This is a genomic window from Faecalibacterium tardum, from assembly GCF_040096515.1.
Taxonomy (GTDB): domain Bacteria; phylum Bacillota; class Clostridia; order Oscillospirales; family Ruminococcaceae; genus Faecalibacterium; species Faecalibacterium tardum.
In genome coordinates this window covers 31,697-50,594 of the sequence record NZ_JBBMEO010000001.1, presented here as the reverse complement: position 1 = coordinate 50,594, position 18,898 = coordinate 31,697, and the positions used below count along the sequence as shown (strand labels likewise).

Here is an 18,898-nt window from a genome sequence, read left to right as displayed (position 1 = left end):
GTAGCAGCGCCCGGCGGCGCAGTACCGGAAAGGCACATTTATGCTCAAGCTCAAACAGATCAACAAAGAATATAAGACCGGCGAGCTGGTGCAGCACGCACTGAACAACGTCAGTCTGAACCTGCGGGACAACGAATTCGTGGCCATTCTGGGCCCCAGCGGCTCCGGCAAGACCACCCTGCTGAACATCATCGGCGGTCTGGATCGCTACGACAGCGGCGATCTGGTCATCAACGGCATCTCCACCAAAAAATACACCGACCGCGACTGGGACTCCTACCGGAACCACACCATCGGTTTTGTGTTCCAGAGCTATAACCTGATCCCCCACCAGACCGTGCTGGGCAACGTGGAACTGGCACTGACCATCTCGGGCGTATCCAAGGCCGAGCGCCGCCGCCGTGCCGCCGCTGCGCTGGAGCAGGTAGGGCTGGGCAACCAGCTGCACAAGCACCCCAGCGAGATGTCCGGCGGGCAGATGCAGCGCGTAGCCATTGCCCGCGCGCTGGTGAACAACCCCGACATCCTGCTGGCAGACGAGCCCACCGGCGCGCTGGACAGCGAGACCAGCATTCAGGTGATGGAACTGCTCAAGGAAGTGGCGCGGGACCGGCTGGTGGTCATGGTCACCCACAACCCAGAGCTGGCCGAGCGCTACGCCACCCGCATCGTGAACCTGAAGGACGGCGTGATTCGCTCTGACACCATGCCCTACGAGCCCGAGGATGAGACTGCCGCCGCAGCCCCCGTGCACCGGAACATGGGGCACTCCTCCATGTCCCTGCTCACCTCCCTCTCCCTCAGCTTCAACAATCTGCTCACCAAAAAGGCGCGCACCCTGCTCACCGCCTTTGCCGGGTCTATCGGCATCATCGGCATTGCGCTGATTCTTTCCCTTTCCAACGGTGTGAGCCGCTATATCAGCAACATGGAAAAATCCACGCTGGCGGCCTATCCGCTGCAGATCAGCAGCACCGGCGTGGATCTGACCAGCATGATGGACCCAGACACCTACACCAGTGTTGCGTCCAGCGCTGACCCTGCGCCGGATGGCATGGTCACGGTAAGCCAGCTGCTAGCTCAGCTGAACATCGGTGCCACCAGCAATGATCTGCGCTCGCTGAAGGAATATCTGGACAGTGACGCCTGCACCATCCGGGACAACGCCACGGTGGAATACGCCTATGCCTCTTATCCGCTGATCTACCGCCAGAACCCGGACGGCACCGTGCAGAAGCTGAACCCGGACACCACCTTCTCCGATATTGCCAGCGAGAACGCCTCGGTGACCAGCATCATGACCTCCATGTCCAGCCCCTATGTGTTCTGCGAAATGGCCGAGACCCCCGCCCTGTACGAAGATCAGTATGATATCAAGGCCGGTCGCTGGCCGGAAAAGTACAACGAGCTGGTGCTGACCCTGAACGCAGACGGCAGCGTTTCGGACTATTCTCTGTACGCCATGGGTCTGCGGGATCAGGCCGAGCTGGACAAAATTTTACAGCAGTATGCAAAGAACCAGAAGATCGATCTGCCCACGAACTACGGCACCTATACCTATGACGATTTTCTTGGCATGACCTTCAAGCTTGTCAACAAGGCCGACTGCTATGTCTACGACACCGAGCACAAGGTCTGGCTGAGCAAACTGAATGATGAAGCCTATATGCAGCAGCTGGTGGCCGACAGTGAGGAGCTGACCATCGTAGGCATCGTGCAGCCCAAGGCAGACGCCACCTCTGCCATCCTGCACAGCGGTCTGGATTACCTGCATGATCTGACCTATTACGTCATCGACCAGGCTGCCAACAGCGAGATCGTGCGCCAGCAGCTGGCAGACCCGGACATCAACGTGCTGACCGGCGAGCCCTTCGATGCTGCCGGCAACAGCATGCTGGATATCGCCTCCCTGTTCTCAGTGGACACCGACGCCCTCAAGGATGCTTTTCAGTTCGACACCAGCGCCCTGCACTTTGATCTGGATGGCGCATTTGACCTGACCGACGACTCCTTCGACCTTGCCACCCTCATCGACCCCTCCAGCTTCAAGCTGGATCTCAGCGGGCTGCCGCTGCCGGACATGGAGATGGACATGAGCGAGCTGTTCGACGGCGTAGAGCTGAATATCTCTCAGGACGGCTTACAGGCATTGATGAAAAAGATCCTGAACGGCTACAAGCGCTATATCATCAGCAACGGCCTGTTGAATCTGGATAAGATCGGCTTTTCCTCCTATATGAAAACCGAGGACTTCCAGACGCTGCTGAATGAATCCATGGGCGATCTGCTGGACACCTCCGGGCTGGAGGAGCAGTTTGCTGATACGCTCCAGCAGAATTTGCAGACCGTGATGGAGAGCTACTCTGCCCAGCTGAGCGAAGCACTGCAAGTCCAGCTCACCGCTGCTCTGCAGGAGCAGATGGGCCCCGCCATCCAGAAGCTGGCCGGGCAGTTGGAGCAAAAGATCGGGCAGGCGATCCAGAGCAACATTGCGCAGCTGAGTACGCAGGTGGAAAGCGCGCTCAAGATCGACCCCGCCGCGTTCCAGCAGGCCATCCAGATCAACATGACCGGCTCCGACCTGACTGAGATGATCAAAAACACCCTGCTCTCCTCCGCTTCCAGCTACGAAAAGATTCTGAGCGACATCGGCTATGTGGACTACGCAAAGCCTGATGGCATCTATATCTATCCCAACAGCTTTGACACCAAAGCACAGGTGGTAAGCGAGCTGGACGCCTACAACGCCGCCATGCGGCAGCAGGGCGAGGACGACAAGGTGATTCACTACACTGACATGGTGGGCACCCTGATGAACTCGGTCACCGAGATCGTGGGCATGGTCAGCAATGTGCTGGTGGCCTTTGTGGCCATCTCGCTGGTGGTGTCCTCCATCATGATCGGTGTCATCACCTATATCAGCGTGCTGGAGCGCCGCAAGGAGATCGGCATTCTGCGCGCCATCGGTGCCTCCAAGCACAACGTCTCGCAGGTGTTCAATGCCGAGACCTTCATCATCGGCCTGTGCTCTGGCGTGATGGGCGTGGTGCTCTGCCTGCTGCTGCTCGTCCCCGGCAATATGCTCATCCACCACATCGCGGGCGATGTGAACGTGGTGGCCTCGCTGCCGCCGCAGGCCGCACTGATCCTGATTGTTCTGGCCACCCTGCTTACCATGCTGGGCGGCGTGATTCCCGCCCGCAGCGCCGCAAAAAGCAACCCCGTCAAGGCGCTGCGCTCTGAGTAAGTATTGCTTTCAAATCCCTGCTGTGCTCTGTGTGCAGCAGGGATTTTGCATTCTGTCCCGGCTTGTGCTACAATAGAAAAAACTTCATTTCAAAGGAGCGTTCCCATGCCTGTCATTCACGAGATCACCGACCTTACCGCCCCGGAGCTGGACGTCTACGCCCGGCTCACGCAGGCGCAGCTGCGCAACCGGCTGGAGCCGGAAAAGGGTATTTTTATCGCCGAAAGCCCCAAGGTGATCGCCCGGGCGCTGGACGCCGGATACCATCCCCTTTCCCTGCTGATGGAGCGCAAGCAGATCACCGGCCCGGCACAGGAGATCTTGACCCGCTGCGGCGATGTGCCGGTGTACACCGCCGACCGGGAGCTGCTGGCACAGCTCACCGGCTTTGCGCTGACCCGTGGCGTGCTGTGCGCCTTCCGCCGCCCTGCGCCCCGCACGGTGGAGCAGGTGTGTGCCCACGCCCGCCGGGTGGCTGTGCTGGAGGGCATCGTAGATTCCACCAACGTGGGCGCTATCTTCCGCAGCGCTGCCGCGCTGAACATGGATGCCGTACTCATTACCCCCTCCTGCTGCGACCCGCTGTGCCGCCGCGCGGTGCGGGTAAGCATGGGCACCGTATTTCAGGTGCCGTGGGCGCAGATCGGCTCCTGCCCTGCCGACTGGCCGGAAAACGGCAGCGCCCAGCTCCATGCACTGGGCTTCAAGACTGCTGCCATGGCGCTGAGCGACCGCTCGGTCAGCATTGACGATGCCACCCTTGCCGCTGAGCCGAAACTTGCCATCGTGCTGGGCACCGAGGGCGACGGTCTGGCAGGCAGCACTATCGCCGCCTGCGATTACACCGTAAAGATCCCCATGTCCCATGGGGTGGATTCCCTCAACGTAGCCGCAGCCAGTGCCGTGGCCTTCTGGCAGCTCGGCCGCTTGTAAGTCCCCCGCTCGCGCTCTCCGAAATTGCTTGACAAATGCCCCGAAACGCGGTACACTATCAGCGTCACATCATGGGCCTATAGCTCAGCTGGGAGAGCGTTCGGTTCGCATCCGAGAGGTCAAGGGTTCGAATCCCTCTAGGTCCACCAATTTGCCGCATCGTTTTGTACGATGCGGCGTTTTTTATGCCTAAAAAACTTTGGCAGACCGTGCCGGGCTCCGAACCCTGAAGTCGGATGCGAACCGGGCGGGGTCATCCATGGCGGAAAACAGTTTGCGCGTACGAGCGTTCAGCTCAAGCAATGCTTCGTTCTCTCAGCACATCTTCATTGTAGCTTAGGTTTGGGCATCTGTATAGCTCACTGGCTGTGAACTTCTCAGAACCAACACCATTGTAGCAAGCAATGCAGATTAACATTAGCGCAACTGCCTATAAAATAAGCATAATTCCGCACAAATCACTTGAAAACGAATATTTCTTCAATCGGCGCTTCAACTACTCTTGAAATATCAATCGCCAGTTTAAGTGAGGGATTGTATTGTGCCTTTTCCAGTCGCATAATTGTTTCTCGCCGCACGCCTACCTGTGCCGCTAACTGCTCTTGTGTCAAATCCTTTAATAGCCTGTACTTTTTTAATCTACATTCAAAATCCGGCACGCTTATTCCTCGCTTTCATCAAACTGTTCATCGTTATCATAATGATATAGCAGATATTCGCTAAGGAATATTTCAAGTGCTATGGAGAGAGCTATAACAATAACAAGAGCAATTAAGGTATATTCAAGGTTATCCATGAGCTTTCCCTGTCCCAAAATGAGTATTGCAAGAAAAATAATGGACAGAGAAGTTTTGTTCGCTACACTTTGCGCTTTCATTTTGTTTTCTTTGTATCGTTCATCTATAAGAGTATTTGACATTTTTCCCTCATAGAAAAATCCAAAAAAGCCGAAAAACAGGAAAAACACAAAAGGAAAAATTGTCTTGTCAACGCTGTAAGTCCAAAATCCCAAAAATCCGGCAAATCCTAATAAACCTAAAAAACCCAGTTTGGGATTTATTGTTCTGGTGGATTGCAAGGTTAATTCCCTACGCCTGTTTGTTTTAATAGATTCCAAAAACAACACAACAATATTCACAATATACAAGGTAAGAAGTACGCCGGAAATAATCATAGGCAGGTCTTGCACTCTGAAAACATATTCAGATAAATCCATAGGCACAATAAACCTTGAATTGTTAAATGCTATCGTGTACCATGAAGATATTGCTACCAGCAAAGCGCATATCACGCCTAGGCAAATTGTGAGTTTCGTTCTTTTTTTCATAATGGTGTCCTCTGATGAGATAAATTTGTCGCTTGACAAGATAAATATATCACCTCAAAGGCTGGCCGTCAATAGGAAAGATACAAATACATCACTTTTTCAAAAATGCTTAGAAAGACAAAAGCTGATATAGGAAAATCCCCACATCAGCTTTTCGTATTGGTCTGTGTTTCGGAAATAGTGGCTGCTGTCTATCAAATTATCATTTGTTACTTTACCGCACATGAGCATTGGCGGAGGGATTATCGCCGCCGTAACCTTCCATCAGGTTCACGGCACCCCACACACCCAGACCAGCACCCAAAGCCACTAGTCAAACTGGCTTCGTCTACGCAGTTGTTATAAAATCGACTCATATAGATTTTCTCCATATCGGTATTTTGATGGGAAATGTAAAACCACCAGCCGAGAAATCCTCAACTGGTGGTTTGAAAAATACTGTTTTTCTCCTATTTGTCCTCGACACCCCGGAGGTGGGAACTTTTCAGCGGCGGATTTGCACCGCTCCATTGGCATCTCAGCCACCCCGTCTGCTTTCTGACCGGGCCGCGAATTACGGAAGTATCATTGTCTGGAAGTACCGAAAAGCTGCTTCTTCAATTTTCAAGGTACACGGTACAGTTTCGGACTTGTCGCCCCCCTGTGAGAGGGGCTGCCTTTGCTGTGACCATAGTGTACTTGAAAACTGAAGTTCTCGTTAGGAACCAGTAGTTCCGGTTTTGCCATTTTCACCGGAACCAATCGTTCCGGTTTACAACAGTAAAGCGTTTGATCAAGCAGATTCGCCCAGCATTTCCAGCATAACAAGAATCCGCCGCTGCATTTCTTTCAGTTCTTTGCGGAGCATTTGCAGCTGATCTTGCAGTTCCTGCTCCCGCTGGGACGCAGACACACCTAAGACGATGTAGTCCAGCGAGGAGCCAAATCGCTCCCGCAGCTCCACAAAGAGGTCGACAGACGGAACTTTCTCACCCTTCTCCAGATTTCTCATGTAGCGGTCACTGATGTTCAGGTCGATGGCAAGCTGTTCTTGTGTCACTTCACGGTCTTTTCGGAGGTTTTGGATTCGTTCACCCGTTGCAGCAGGATCATAATACATCACTCCCTCCGTTTCTTCCGCCGGGAGTGGGCGGAGCTTCATCTCCCATGCCGGATACGGCCAGCACATGATTTTTCACCAACATGAAAATACGGTCGGCATCAGCACTATGATTTTTGGTGCGCTTTTTGACGTTGGAAACTTCCAGCAATCGAGGCAGTCGGAAGTACCATGTGGTCATCTTGAACCACGGAAGCAAATAGGTCGATACACCTGCTTATTTTGCGTTACAAAACGCTTGTTGGGGAACACCCCAAGCCCCTTTGATCTGCATTTTCCAATGCAGGCTGCGCGTCCCGACGGGACGCTTTTTTACCCGGTGATATGCTCCGGGTCGTTTAGGACTTGCATGAGGAAGGAAGCGGCTTCTGCCAAAAAGCATACTTCATCTGTTCCGGCACAGTCGTGTTCAGAAGCGAAACGCCCCACACCTGCATACAGTCCGCAAGTTCTTTCTGTGCCTGCAATGCCGCCACCTTACGCACATCCGGGGTGGTTTCTGCATCCAGAACGTAGGCTGTGGAGTATTTTCCGTTGCAATTTTCTGTCAACTGCACCATGGAGTAGTGCTCATCCCAAAAGTGACAGAAGCAAACCCTGCCACCGATGTTCTCCATTTCGATACACAGTTCTTCTTCGCCGCTCCATTGCGGAGTCTCGGACAAAATGCGATTCAATTCCGAAAGAGCCTGCCGTTCTTCAGCCGATAACCTCCTAGACATGAAAAGCCCCGGCCTTTTCTGGCCGAGGCTTGATAGTTGCGGAGCAGAATGTAATCTGTTCGCTTCCGCTGACAGGGAGGGCAATCCATAGCTTAGGGTTCCACCCGCACCGTCAGGCGGGAGGCGTGCAATCCACCGTGGTATACCCGGTTATGGGCCACCACGATCCGGGCGGAAGCAAAACCTTCCCGGGTGTTGCTGTTGGGGAAGATGAAATTCTTGGCGCTAGAGGTGACAGTCACCCGGATGCGGTGGCCTTTCCGGAAGCAATTGGACAACTTGGTGGTGCGGATCTTCAGGCAGACGATCTCGCCTTCCTGCAAAAACTCCGACCGGGCAAAGCCATTACGGTATCGGGCGCTGAGCAGGCCATCCGCCAGTTTGATGGACCGGCCGTTCTCATCCACGTCGGTAACACGCACCACAAAGTCGGTATCCGGCGCGTCAGAAGAAATATACAACTCCGCCGTCATATCACCGGTCAGAACCAGGTTTTCCTTCAGCACAGGGGAGGTGTAGCACAGCAGGTCCTGACGCAGTTCCTCCCGGGTGTAGTCCTCTGGCACTTCGATCTCGTTCTCCGACATATCGATGATGTGCTGGGACGGATGTTCGGGGTCATAGGCGTAACCATCGCAGTTCTCCCGCTCCGGCCTGGCAAAAGTCAGTCGCCCGTCCCCGGCAGAGGTGTTGGCATGGCCGTCACTATCCAGATACAGGTGGGTGACCCGGGTCTCGGGCACTGGCCAGTTTTCGGCGGTCTTCCATACCTCCTGGCCCAGAGTGTAGTATTCTACCGGGGCAGTCTGGTCGATGCCGTTGTCCACTTCCTTGAGGTGATGCTCAAACCATCGGAAATACAGCCAGTCCAGATCAAAGCGCAGCGCCTGGCTGCCGAAGGATACCCCGTGCATGTCGTACTTACTGTTGCCGCTGTGCTGCCAGGGCCCCAGAATGGCCTTGCGCATGCCCCGAGGGAAGTCATGGACCAGTTCCAGAGCTTCGGTGGTACCCATGCCGTTGTCGTCAAACCAGCCGGACTGAATCAGCGCCGGGATCTGCGCCCCGACGGAGCGTTCCTGCCAGTTGGACATACGCCAGAAATCGTTGTAGTCACTGGGTTCCAGCCACCGTGTGATGAAGGGCACATCGTACCCCAGAGCCTTTTTCGGCAGGTCGGTCAGGGGGCGGATGTTCAGCACTTCCTCCCAGTCATCGCGTTCCATCAGCTCAGGGTGGAAGGTTTTCTGAGACACCGCAAAGGCCCAGGCCAGCATGCCCGAGGTGAAAGACCCACCCCGGCGGGGCAGATCCACAAAGGAGCTGCCCGCGCAGACTACGCTGATCAGAGCTTTCAGGTGGGGGTTGCCGCTGGCAGCGGCCGCCCACTGTACATAACCCAGGTAGGACCCGCCCACCATACCGATGCGTCCGCTGCACCATGGCTGGGCGGCGATCCAGTTCAGAGTATCGTCGCCGTCCTCCACCTCGTGGTAGTTGGGCAGCCATTCGCCTTCACTGGCGTTTCGGCCGCGCACATCCTGTACTACCACCGCGTAGCCGCGCTGAACGTAACGGTAGTATACCTCACAGCCGTCCTCTTTGCCGTAGGGGGTGCGTACCAGCACTGCGGGCACAGGGGTACTGCAGTTTTTAGGCAGGTATACGTCGGTGGAAAGATGTACCCCGTCCCGCATGGGCACTGGGAAGGTCAGCACATGTTCTACCGGGAACAACTGTTCCTCCGGCCAGGTCGAGCGCCACAGGCGCAGGATGGTCTCCTCCTCGGCACCGGGTTCCACCAGCACCGTGACCATCTCCCGGGCAGGGCAGGTGACGGCGATCAGCCGCCCTTCTTTCATCTGTTTGTTGTTGGGAAATTTTACATCCCGCTGCAGGTAGCTGCAGCCGTCTTCGCTGGTGTAGCGCTCGCCGCACAGGGAAACTTCCCCGGTGCCATGCAGCCCCGACTCGTAATGGGACAGGTTCTGCCCCAGGGCGGCAAAGTCCATCTTCACAAAGAAACGGTAAAAATCCCGGTCCTGTTCAGTCAGGTCCTGCCAGTCCAGCAGCGCGCCGGTATGCACGTCCAGTTTCTGGATCTGGGATGTGCCGTCGCCCAGCCGCAGTCTGCCGTACAGGATGCCTGAAACATATAAGTCAAAATTACGCATTTCCGTTTCTCCCGTTTTCTGTTCAGGCGCCGATGAAAGCACGGATGGCATAGGCTACACCGATGCCCACATAGTTGCCCAGGGCACCGGCCAGTACGCCCATGAGCAAGCCGATGTTGATAAGGGTCTTCCACTGGGCGCTGGAGGCGATGAGGGCGGCGGTGGGGCCATCTGAGATACAGCCTACGATGGACAGCAGCACATACTCAAAACGGACTTTCAGCAGCCGGGTGATGAGCAGGTGCAGCAGAATGGAACAGACGATGACACAGAAGCAGAACAGGGTGATGTAGAAGGTGGATCCGAAGAACTGCTTCAGGTCCACCGCAAAGCCGATGGTCACCAGGAACAGCAACGCTACGAAAAGGCCCAGGTCAAAGTTGCCGCGCAGCTTGCGGACGGCTGGCACCTGTGCCAGGATGATGGAGAAGGTGGTGATGAGCAGGATGCGGCCTGCACTGCGGAACCCTGCTCCGAATACCATCGAGGAGATGCTGGTGGCAGCCCACACGGTGCCAAAACCGATGGCCAGCAACCAGGCGATTTCCTGGATGGACCATTCCTTGGAAGTCATCAGTTCCTCGTGGTTGCCATCTCCCAGCAGTTCCGGCTCGCTCATTTCATAGGGCCACAGCTTTTTCAGCCATTTGGAGCTCTTGTACAGGGCGGGGGTAGCAAACATCAGGATCAGCGTGGGGATGCCCACCACATAGTCGGCGGCATTGGCCGAGGCGATGGTGGTCTTGCTGGCATCCAGGCCTACAGCGATGGCGGTCAGGTTGGAACTGCCGCCGGTGTAGGTGCCCACGAACATACCGGCCACCTTCCAGCCCTCGTTGATTTTGTCGGCGAATAGTACGCCGAACACCAAAGCTGCCACGCAGACGCTGAATATGGCCGAGATCAACGCAATGACCGGTTCCTTGGATAATTTGCGCATCTGTTTCAGGTCCAGGCTCAGCAGGCAGATGGAAATGGACAACGGCACACAATAGCTGCTGACGGCATCATAGGTAGCACTGGAGGTAGGCACGATCCGCAGGTTGGACAGCACGATACCCATGATGATAACCGTCAGGGCCGGACCCAGCGTTTTGAACGCCTTGAACCGCTGCAGCCAGAATCCCAGTGCGACCATGGCGACCATGATGAACAGGAGCGCGCCTTCGGAGGAAAAAATCGTATTCGGCATAATACACCTCTCTGCGGGATCCCGCTTAAAAATCAATATCGATGCCAAGGCCCGGTTTGTCGGACAGGGTGTAGACACCGCCATTCACGGCAAAACCTCCGGGCATACCCATCTCGGGGTCCACGGCGTACATAAAGCTATCGCAGTCCGCCTCAGTGATGTTCTGCTTGGCGGCAACCAGACCCACACCGGCAGCAATGGCCACCTTGGTCTCCAGCATGCAGCCCACCATGCACTGCACATGATTTGCCTCGGCAATGGCGTTGATCTTTTCCGCCGGGTACAGGCCGCCGCACTTCATCAGTTTGATGTTGATAATGTCTGCAGCATCGATCTTGCAGGCCTTTGCTGCGTCGATGGGGGTGTGGACCGACTCATCCAGCATGACCTGCAAGTCCACCTTGGAACGCACAAAGCGCATACCGTCCAGATCCCAGCTGGGCAGACACTGTTCCACCGCTTCCACGCCCAGCTTTTCAAAGGCTTTCAGGGTGCGCACCGCATCGCTGACAGTGTAACCCTGGTTGGCGTCCACACGCAGGCGGATGTTGGGACCCACCGCCTGACGGATCAGGGTCAATGCCTGGATATCCTCGATCGGGTTGATGCCGGCCTTGATTTTCAGAATGGTGAAGCCATCCTTTTCCACCCGTTCCCGGGCTTCGGCGGCCATAGCTTCCGGTGTGTCAATGCCCACCGTCATGTCAGTGACGATCTGGTTCACGCTGCCACCCAGCACCTTGTACAGAGGCTGACCCATCAGTTTGCCCTTGATATCGTACAGGGCAATATCCACCGCGGCCTTTGCCGAGGTGTTGCCTGACAGCAGGCGGTCCATCATCCTGTGGATGCCCTCAATATCCAGCGGATCCATGCCGATCAATCCGGTGCGGAACAGTTTCAGCGCTTCCAGAACGGTGGCCGCGCTCTCGCCGGTCACCGGTTCAAAGGGCGCGGCCTCACCGATGCCCCACAGACCTTCGTCGGTGGAGATCTTCACCAGCACATTCAGCGAATGATCCTGTACCGCAAAAGCAATACGGAAGGGCTTTTTCATGGGGATACGGATGGTTTCTACCTTTACATCTGTGATTTTCATAGGGTTCCTCCTGCACGATAATTTTTATAAATTTTTTATGAATTTTTATAGAAATTTTACTATTTCTAAAATTTTTGTCAAGAGCTTTTCTGTTTTTTTCACATTTTTCAGAGTATTTTGTATGACAAGCACGAAATTATCTGATTTCCTTTGTAAAACTTTTATAAATATCGAATATTTTCTCGCTTATTTACGTACAGGGCATTTTGTGATATACTGTAAATAAACTTTTTACGAAAAAGCGGGAGGTCTTATGCTGGGCGAACACGTTCGAAATATTCGGAAAAAGCGGGGAATCACCCTCAAAGAACTGGCCGAAAAGACTGGTTTGTCCATCGGGTATATCTCCCAAATCGAGCGCAATCTCACCGACCCGTCCCTGTCCACCCTGCGCAAACTCAGCGCCGCTCTGGACATCCCCACCTATCTGTTTATGGGAGGTGAGCACAGCACTGGCCTGACAACCCGTCAGGCGGATATGATGATCCTCTCCCAGCCCAATTCCAATATACGGTATCATCTGCTTACGCCCATGCCCAACGGAGATTTTGTACCTCAGTCGTTGGTCATACGCTTTGAGCTGGAACCCCACTGCAAGGACGGCGACCTGCCGGTGATCCATCCCAGTGAGGAAATCCTGCTGCTGGAACAGGGGCAGCTGGATGTACTGGTGGAGTCCGAGACCATCCGCCTGAACGCCGGAGACACCACTGTGGTGCAGTCCAACCTGCCTCACATCGTTTCCAACCCCGGGGATACCACAGCGGTGGGACTGGCTGTGTTCACCCCTGCCATTTGGTTTCCCAACAACCGGCGCAGTTTTAACCGCGGTGGCGAAACCTGAATCTTCGCATAGGAATACCAAAAAGAAGTACAGCCATTGCCTGTACTTCAGACTATTGAAAAAGGTCACCGGAAGGTGGCCTTTTTCTCGTAAATGGGAAGAAAACGAGATGCCTGTCGCAATTTTTGTTATACACAATCCATTTGTGTTCATTCAACGCTATTCGGGTAATTTCAAGGTGGAAAATTTTTGTGAGTATCTTTGGTCAAAAGGCAACGGTCTTTTGGTGGCAGTCCGTGGTAAACAGAAGCAGGTTGATCATCTGCGTAATGAAGTTGAAGAACTAAAACATCAATTGGATGCGGAACGAGCAAAGAATGACGCATTAAAAGCAAAAATCACGGCATATCAGAAAAATGATTTAAGTGCAGTAAAGAAAGTGGAAGCACGTTATGAAGAACAACTAAGGATTCTTAACGAGTAAATTAGGGATTATGAGCAAATGAAACCCGAACTCGAACGGCTGCGAAACTTTTTCTTTGAACAAAATATTGGCGCAGATGAATCTGATGTTCAGGCAGTAGAAAGTGACAAACAAGAGGAGATTGCCAAGTACAAGATTATTACTGTTGGAGGACACGAGCAACTAAGAAAGAACATCAAAGATGCATATCCATCGATAATGGTACTAGATGGTACACCAAAAAGTCAAGATTTTCATCCTGTAGAAAATTCAGACTATGTATTTATCCTTACGCAGCATATGAGCCATGGCCGTCGATGCCATCGTACTACGATTGTTTTCAAAAAGTTCTGTATCACTACTCGCACCAGACAAGGAAGATCCAAACCTTTTCTCGAAAGAGAAGGGGTCGGATTTTTTGTTTTTGGCGGCGTGCCCCGCCGCACAACAAAAGCATCCGCAGCGCATGGCCGGGCTGCTTCAGCTCAGGCGCAGTGCGCTGCGGATGCTTATTTTTTATGCCGCGCCCCCTCTCCTGATGGGAGAGTCAGGGCATCGGCTGCGTTTTGATGTCATTTGCCGGAACACGCCCGCGTTCTTGGCTCTCCGGTCAGGGGAGCTGCCGGGCGAAGCGAGACTGAGAGGTTTTATCCTGCCAGCTTGCGGTAGGCGTTCAGCACCTGATAGGCCGGGATGCTGCTGCCCGGGGCAAATTTGCCGTTCAGGCGGCGCTTCATCAGCCCTTGCTCCACGCACCACTGGGCTGCCTTAGCGGTATCCGGGTCTGCCACGTCTGCAAAGGCCGGGGCCTCGGCAGGCTCGGGACGGCCTGCGGTGTTCCACAGCAGCAGCGCGGTCTGGGCGCGGTTCTCGGGTGCAGCCACGCCTTCCGGCAGCAGGGCTTGCAGCTTCTGGCCGGAAACATAGTTGTACACGCCGTAGCCCACAACGCCAGCCACCGCTGCGCCAGCTGCCGCCACGATGACGATTGCACCGCCGCCGTCACCGCCGCCGGTAGAGCCGCCCGGGGTAGAGCCGCCCGGGTTATCGCCGCCGGAGGGAGGCGTTACCGGGGGAACGGTGCCGCCGGTGCCAGTCACATCCAATTTGAAACTTACTTCCAGCTTACCAGTTATGCACCGATAACTATAGTACACTACGTTTGTGTCTTCATTGACCGTCAGAATGTTCCCGTTGGCTTTGCCATTGACCCATCCTGTAACCCGGTTTATATCAAAGCCCTCGGGCAGATTTCGCAGGTCAAACGTACGGTCAGGGTTCAGGGTAACGGTGTAAACATTATTAAAATCGGAACTGTAAATATCCGTAATACTGAAATTGAGATTCGGGTTGTTGTCCAAATTCAGGCTGGTGAGATGGTTATTCTTAAGCCACAATGTAGTCAATTCTGGACTATCGCTGACATCCAACACGGTCAGCTGGTTGTTGGCGCAGTTCAGTTCCTTTAAGGAAATCATATTGTTCAAATTCAGCTGGGTCAACTGGTTATGGGCACAATTCAGTTTCTTCAGCAGTTTATTTTGGCCCAGAATCAGCGATGTCAGCTGGTTGTTTTGGCATTCTACCCTTTCCAGATTGGGTTTATGAGTCACATCTACGTCCAGCACTGTCAACTCATTCTTGGAACAGTCGAGTTCTCTCAGCCACTTACTATTTTTGACATCCAGTTGCTCCAGATCATTGTGCGAGCAATAGAGATACTCCAACTTCAGATGCGACACGTCCAGCTGTTCCAACTGGTTCTCGGAACAATTCAGATAGTCGATATCCGGGTTCTTGCTCAGGTCCAGCTGGGTCAGTTGATTCTTATTGCATTTCAACGTTATCAGCATTGGATTCTGTCTCAGGTCTAATTTCTGGATAGAATTGTTTCCGCAATCCAATTCGGTCAGGTTAGGGAACGCCTCAATGCCTTTTAAGTCACTGATATCCTTTTTATTGATATTGATTATTTTGACTTTGCTTCGTTCTTCCACCGTGAGGACATCTCTGCCACCTGCTATGTTGCCCTTGATGTACTTTCTAAAGTTAGCGTCGGGGAAATTTTTCTCATTGATGGGCAGACTGGTTTCAAAGATGAATTTGGGGTTTACTCCATTGCCGCAATCGTATTGGTAGCTCACCTCATCCTTGCCATTTTCCACTGTCAGAATCGTGCCAGAAACAGAGCCGCCGTTCCAGAAGATTGCCTTGCTCACGTCAAAGCCGGGCAGTGTGGTCAAGTCAAACGTTCCGTCTGTACGGACAGCAATGGGACACCTGTTGCCATCAGCTATTATCGTGCCGCTGATTCCAGTAACGTCCAAACAAGCCAACCGGTTCTTTGCACAATTCAGATGACTCAAACTGAGATTTTGGCTCAGGTCCAGCGTTTTCAGCTGATTATCATTGCATATCAAAGATGTCAAGCCGCCATTCTGTTTCACGTTCAGTTCCGTCAATTTATTTTTGCTACAATCCAGCTGTTTCAGCTGCGTCTGGCTACTGACATCCAACTCCATCAATTGATTTCCAGAGCAATTCAGTTCTTTCAGCTTGAAGCATTGGCTGACATCCAACGTCATCAGGTCGTTGTTGGAACAATCAAATTTGACCAGTTCCCCCACGCTATCCATTACGATATTCCTTATTTCGTTATTGGAGCAATTCACCTCTTCAAGATTCAGCCCATAGAGAATGCCCAGATTCATGTAGGTCAGTTTATTATTGGAGCAATTCAGTTTTTTCAGTCCGCTTGAAAGAATAGGATAAGACTCTTTCAGTTGATTATCGGAACAATCCAGCTCCTCCAGTTTGAAATTTTTGCCAACATTAAGTGTTGTCAAGCCAATACCGTGGCAATCCAGCTTTTCGAGATCTTCAAAGAACTCGATTCCCTTAAGCCTTTTGATTGCATAACTGGCTGGAATCGTCATACTCTTGATATCCACATCGAGCTTGCCATCGCCGTTTTTGTCACAGCATTCTTTGAGAAAACGCCGAAATTCCTCATCCGGGAAATTAAGCTTAAAATCCGGCGAATTAAAATCAATTTCTGTGTTCGCCGCAAAGGCACTGAAGGGCAAAAAGGTAAGCACCATTGCCAGCGTCAACAAGGCGCTGACAAGACGCGTTCGTTTTGAGAATCGCTGTTTCATGGGGCACTCCTTTCGTTTTATGCGTTGTTTTTACTGTGCGGCAAAGGGGTTCAGCCGGTCTGCCCGGTAGAAGGCAGGATGGTCATTCTGCCGTCCACGGCGGCATCCAGCATCTCGTGCTCCCGGAAATACTCCATCAGGATATCCTGACAGGAGGTTGCCACGCTGCGGGGCTTCTGGATCTTGCAAAGGGTGTCGTAGGAGATATTGAAAAAGCTTTCGATGTTTTTAAAGTGGTAGTTCTGCAAGCCCACGGTAAACAGGGCGTCATCGCCGATCTCTTTGCCCACCTCCCTGCCGCAGTAGGTAAAGTAATCAAAATCGCCCTTGCGGCGGTCGTACCGCAGGCGCAGGGTGGAGGGCAGCTGGTAGAACTCCGTATGGCCGGTGTAGGCTTCCTCCCGCAGCATGTAATGGAGCATCTGGCGCAGCTGCTGGCCGGTCACCTTGAACATGAATACGCCGTCATCGTAGGGGAAACCCTCGATAAGGTCGCCGTAGGTAACGATGGGGCCCAGCTTTTCGGCCCGGATGCTGCCGGAGCCGATCAGCATCACATCCACCCCAAGGCTGCGGGTAAAGATATCGGCAAACAGGTTGCCAAGCTCGGTCTCCTGCGTGCGCTGGGGGTGGGTAAGCTCCCGGCGGAAGCGCCCTACGATGTGGCTGTACTTTTCGTCCACCTGACTGGTGAAGCGGTGCAGTACCTGCTCCATGGCGGGGTTGCGGGGGCAGGTCTCGGCGCAGATGGGCACGGTGCGCCATGTGTAGGAATCGATGCAGTTGTTGTCCGTGTCCACGATGATGTCAAAGCGCCCGATCTGGTCGGTGCCGGTGCCCGCCTGCGCAATGACCACGCCGTTTTCCTCCACCGCGTGCTCCGGCAGGGTGTGGCTGTGCCCGCCGATGATCAGATCCACTCCCCACGCCGGGTCCAGCTGGCGCGCCAGATGGCGGTCCTCCTCAAAGCCGATGTGGGTCAGCAGCACGGTAAAATCAATATCGATGCTGTTGTGGGCGTTGCAGATCTTGCCCACCTCGGCGGCAGCGGCGGCGGTGTCCACAAAGGACCCCACCAGCGATTCGGACTTGGTCTGGTTGATGACGTCCTGCGTGATGATGCCGATAAAGAGGATGTTCATCCCGTCCACCCGCAGGATCTTGTAGGGGGTAAACAGCCGGGTGGGGGTGTTTTTGATGTAGAGGTTTGCGTTGATGATGGGAAAGCGCGCGCATTTTTCGATGAACAGCAGATGCGCGATGCCGTAGTCCACCTCGTGGTTGCCTATGGTAACCACGTCCGGGGCAAGGGCGTTCATGATCTCGATGGTGGAAAGCCCCTTGTATTCGGAATCAATGACCGAGCCCCGGAACATATCACCTGCAATGGCGTAGATGGTGTTGGGCTGTTCTGCCCGCACCTTTTCGATGTAGCCGGACAGCATGGAAACGCCGCCCACCAGTTTTTCGTCCACCTGCTCTGCCAGAAAGTCTCCGTGCAGGTCGTTGGAGTGGAGGATGGTGATCTTTTTGGTTTGTTTCATGGTGCATTCCTCCCGGTGTTGGGGTGCGCGCCGGTCAGCCCATGGCCTCTTGCCGTGCAAAGTAGACAGTGTTGACAAGGCTCAGGTAGCTCTCCCCGCCGTCCAGATAGAACTTCAGGGCAAGGGTGTCCTCGTCCTCCAGCGTGACGGCGTAGCGGGAGCCGTCCTCCCCGGTAAAGGTGGCGTACCACTCCTGATTAGAGCGGAAGGGTACCTCCGGGGTGCCCTCCTGATAGAACAGGTCGGCTTCCTCCACGTTCAGCTCCGGGTAGGAGGTGATGTAGCTGGCGGTCAGGGGCAGCTGGCTGCCCTCGGTGTCGGCATCGGTGGGCAAAAAGCACATCCGGTCGGCGTCTGCGGGGTCGGTGTCAAAATAGCCCTCGTCGGTGTCGCGGCCGGTCTCCAGCCAGTTGCCTTCCAATGACCACGGGCTGGTGTCGGTCTCCCAGTCGTCTCCCTCCGGGTAGATGGTAAAATCGCACACGCCCTCGGCTTCCACCACATGGCCGTTCTCGCCGGAAAGGAAGGGGCTGAATACCAGCTCTTCGCCGGTGCTGGGGTACAGCTCCACCTCGGTGTTGGGGGCGATATCGCTGATGTTGCACAGCAGCAGGATGGGCTGACCGTCCTCACTGTAATAGAGCTGTTTACCGCGCTGGAGCGGGTTTTCGGCATCGTCTGTCAGGCTCGTCTCGTAGACGAACAGGGTGGCCTGCGCCTCCTGCGGGAAGATGCAGTACAGGTCGCACCCGCCATCCGGTGCCACGACCCAGTGATCCTGCGGGATGTCATAGACGAAGCCCCACAGATTCCGCAGATCGGTCTGGCTGTCCAGCACCTTCTGCACATCGGTAGTCACCTCGTAGGAGCCGCCCAGATACAGCACACAGGCGCGGTATTCGTCCTCCCCTGCCAGAAGGCGCATGTAGGTCACGTCCTCCGGCTCTTCGTATTCCTGCTCTTGGGTGCTGGGTGCGGTCATGCCGTCACCGTCCAGCTTATTTTTGGATGTAGAACTGGCCGGGCTGCCGCCCTTGGACGACCCGCCGCAGCCTGCAAGGCCGATGGTCAGCGCCAGCAGGGCTGCCAAAAGTTTAATCTTTTTCATAGGTTCTCCTTTCTCGCACCCATGGGGTCGGGAGCGCTGTTATAGTAG

17 protein-coding genes and 1 tRNA gene are annotated in these 18,898 nt (G+C 54.3%); 6 read left to right on the top strand and 12 right to left on the bottom strand.

Features of this window, described 5'->3' with window-relative positions; translation table 11 throughout:
- Window positions 1–40: 40 nt before the first annotated feature.
- The 3 genes from WMO44_RS00265 (at window position 41) to WMO44_RS00255 (ending at window position 4,329) form a co-directional block, all read left to right on the top strand.
- Window positions 41–3,247: an ATP-binding cassette domain-containing protein gene (locus WMO44_RS00265; protein WP_349151369.1), complete on the top strand. Its 3,207-nt coding sequence runs from the start codon at window positions 41–43 to the stop codon at window positions 3,245–3,247.
- 105 nt (window positions 3,248–3,352) lie between these two features.
- Window positions 3,353–4,180, top strand: coding sequence for a TrmH family RNA methyltransferase (locus WMO44_RS00260; protein WP_349151368.1), 828 nt, complete (start codon window positions 3,353–3,355; stop codon window positions 4,178–4,180).
- Window positions 4,181–4,253: 73 nt separating this feature from the next.
- Window positions 4,254–4,329: transfer RNA gene (locus WMO44_RS00255), tRNA-Ala, on the top strand.
- A gap of 309 nt (window positions 4,330–4,638) precedes the next feature.
- On the opposite strand, the gene WMO44_RS00250 is transcribed toward WMO44_RS00255, so the two are convergent.
- The 9 genes from WMO44_RS00250 to WMO44_RS00210 form a co-directional block, all read right to left on the bottom strand.
- Window positions 4,639–4,839 carry a helix-turn-helix transcriptional regulator gene (locus WMO44_RS00250; RefSeq protein WP_032747079.1) on the bottom strand — a complete coding sequence of 67 codons (201 nt, stop codon included), beginning with the start codon at window positions 4,837–4,839 and terminating at the stop codon, window positions 4,639–4,641.
- Window positions 4,840–4,841: 2 nt separating this feature from the next.
- Window positions 4,842–5,507, bottom strand: a complete 666-nt coding sequence (locus tag WMO44_RS00245) for a DUF2178 domain-containing protein (protein WP_050540877.1) — start codon at window positions 5,505–5,507, stop codon at window positions 4,842–4,844.
- Between the two features lie 214 nt (window positions 5,508–5,721).
- The gene (locus WMO44_RS00240; RefSeq protein ID WP_097779863.1) at window positions 5,722–5,817 is read right to left on the bottom strand and encodes a Maff2 family mobile element protein; all 96 of its coding nucleotides are present in this window, start codon (window positions 5,815–5,817) and stop codon (window positions 5,722–5,724) included.
- A gap of 462 nt (window positions 5,818–6,279) precedes the next feature.
- Window positions 6,280–6,606 carry a helix-turn-helix domain-containing protein gene (locus WMO44_RS00235; RefSeq protein WP_158577576.1) on the bottom strand — a complete coding sequence of 109 codons (327 nt, stop codon included), beginning with the start codon at window positions 6,604–6,606 and terminating at the stop codon, window positions 6,280–6,282.
- Complete coding sequence (locus WMO44_RS00230; protein ID WP_172679783.1) at window positions 6,596–6,787, bottom strand: hypothetical protein; 192 nt, start codon at window positions 6,785–6,787, stop codon at window positions 6,596–6,598. Before WMO44_RS00230 ends, WMO44_RS00235 begins: the two co-directional genes overlap by 11 nt.
- Before the next feature lie 157 nt (window positions 6,788–6,944).
- Window positions 6,945–7,328: a hypothetical protein gene (locus WMO44_RS00225; RefSeq protein ID WP_349151367.1), complete on the bottom strand. Its 384-nt coding sequence runs from the start codon at window positions 7,326–7,328 to the stop codon at window positions 6,945–6,947.
- A gap of 92 nt (window positions 7,329–7,420) precedes the next feature.
- On the bottom strand, window positions 7,421–9,502 hold the full coding sequence (locus tag WMO44_RS00220; RefSeq protein ID WP_349151366.1) for a CocE/NonD family hydrolase: 2,082 nt from the start codon (window positions 9,500–9,502) through the stop codon (window positions 7,421–7,423).
- A 22-nt stretch (window positions 9,503–9,524) separates the two neighbouring features.
- Entirely contained in the window at window positions 9,525–10,694 is a 1,170-nt protein-coding gene (locus tag WMO44_RS00215; protein ID WP_302201321.1) for a DUF819 family protein, read from the bottom strand.
- A 25-nt stretch (window positions 10,695–10,719) separates the two neighbouring features.
- On the bottom strand, window positions 10,720–11,793 hold the full coding sequence (locus WMO44_RS00210; protein WP_349151365.1) for a mandelate racemase/muconate lactonizing enzyme family protein: 1,074 nt from the start codon (window positions 11,791–11,793) through the stop codon (window positions 10,720–10,722).
- Between the two features lie 253 nt (window positions 11,794–12,046).
- On the opposite strand from WMO44_RS00210, the gene WMO44_RS00205 reads away from it, so the two are divergent.
- The 3 genes from WMO44_RS00205 to WMO44_RS00195 all read left to right on the top strand — a co-directional run bounded on the left by WMO44_RS00205 (window position 12,047) and on the right by WMO44_RS00195 (window position 13,610).
- A complete protein-coding gene (locus tag WMO44_RS00205; RefSeq protein WP_055185694.1) occupies window positions 12,047–12,637 on the top strand; it encodes a helix-turn-helix domain-containing protein in 591 nt (196 codons plus the stop codon).
- 109 nt (window positions 12,638–12,746) lie between these two features.
- Window positions 12,747–13,061, top strand: a complete 315-nt coding sequence (locus tag WMO44_RS00200) for a hypothetical protein (protein WP_349151364.1) — start codon at window positions 12,747–12,749, stop codon at window positions 13,059–13,061.
- A gap of 18 nt (window positions 13,062–13,079) precedes the next feature.
- Window positions 13,080–13,610, top strand: a complete 531-nt coding sequence (locus tag WMO44_RS00195; protein ID WP_349151363.1) for a hypothetical protein — start codon at window positions 13,080–13,082, stop codon at window positions 13,608–13,610.
- A 77-nt stretch (window positions 13,611–13,687) separates the two neighbouring features.
- Here WMO44_RS00195 and WMO44_RS00190 read toward each other — a convergent pair whose 3' ends face one another.
- From WMO44_RS00190 to WMO44_RS00180, 3 genes are read right to left on the bottom strand one after another with little or no spacing between them, the layout of a single operon-like run.
- Window positions 13,688–16,198, bottom strand: coding sequence for a leucine-rich repeat domain-containing protein (locus WMO44_RS00190; protein WP_349151362.1), 2,511 nt, complete (start codon window positions 16,196–16,198; stop codon window positions 13,688–13,690).
- Window positions 16,199–16,248: 50 nt separating this feature from the next.
- A complete protein-coding gene (locus WMO44_RS00185) occupies window positions 16,249–17,742 on the bottom strand; it encodes a bifunctional metallophosphatase/5'-nucleotidase (RefSeq protein ID WP_349151361.1) in 1,494 nt (497 codons plus the stop codon).
- A 34-nt stretch (window positions 17,743–17,776) separates the two neighbouring features.
- On the bottom strand, window positions 17,777–18,850 hold the full coding sequence (locus WMO44_RS00180; RefSeq protein ID WP_349151360.1) for a hypothetical protein: 1,074 nt from the start codon (window positions 18,848–18,850) through the stop codon (window positions 17,777–17,779).
- Window positions 18,851–18,898: the final 48 nt, after the last annotated feature.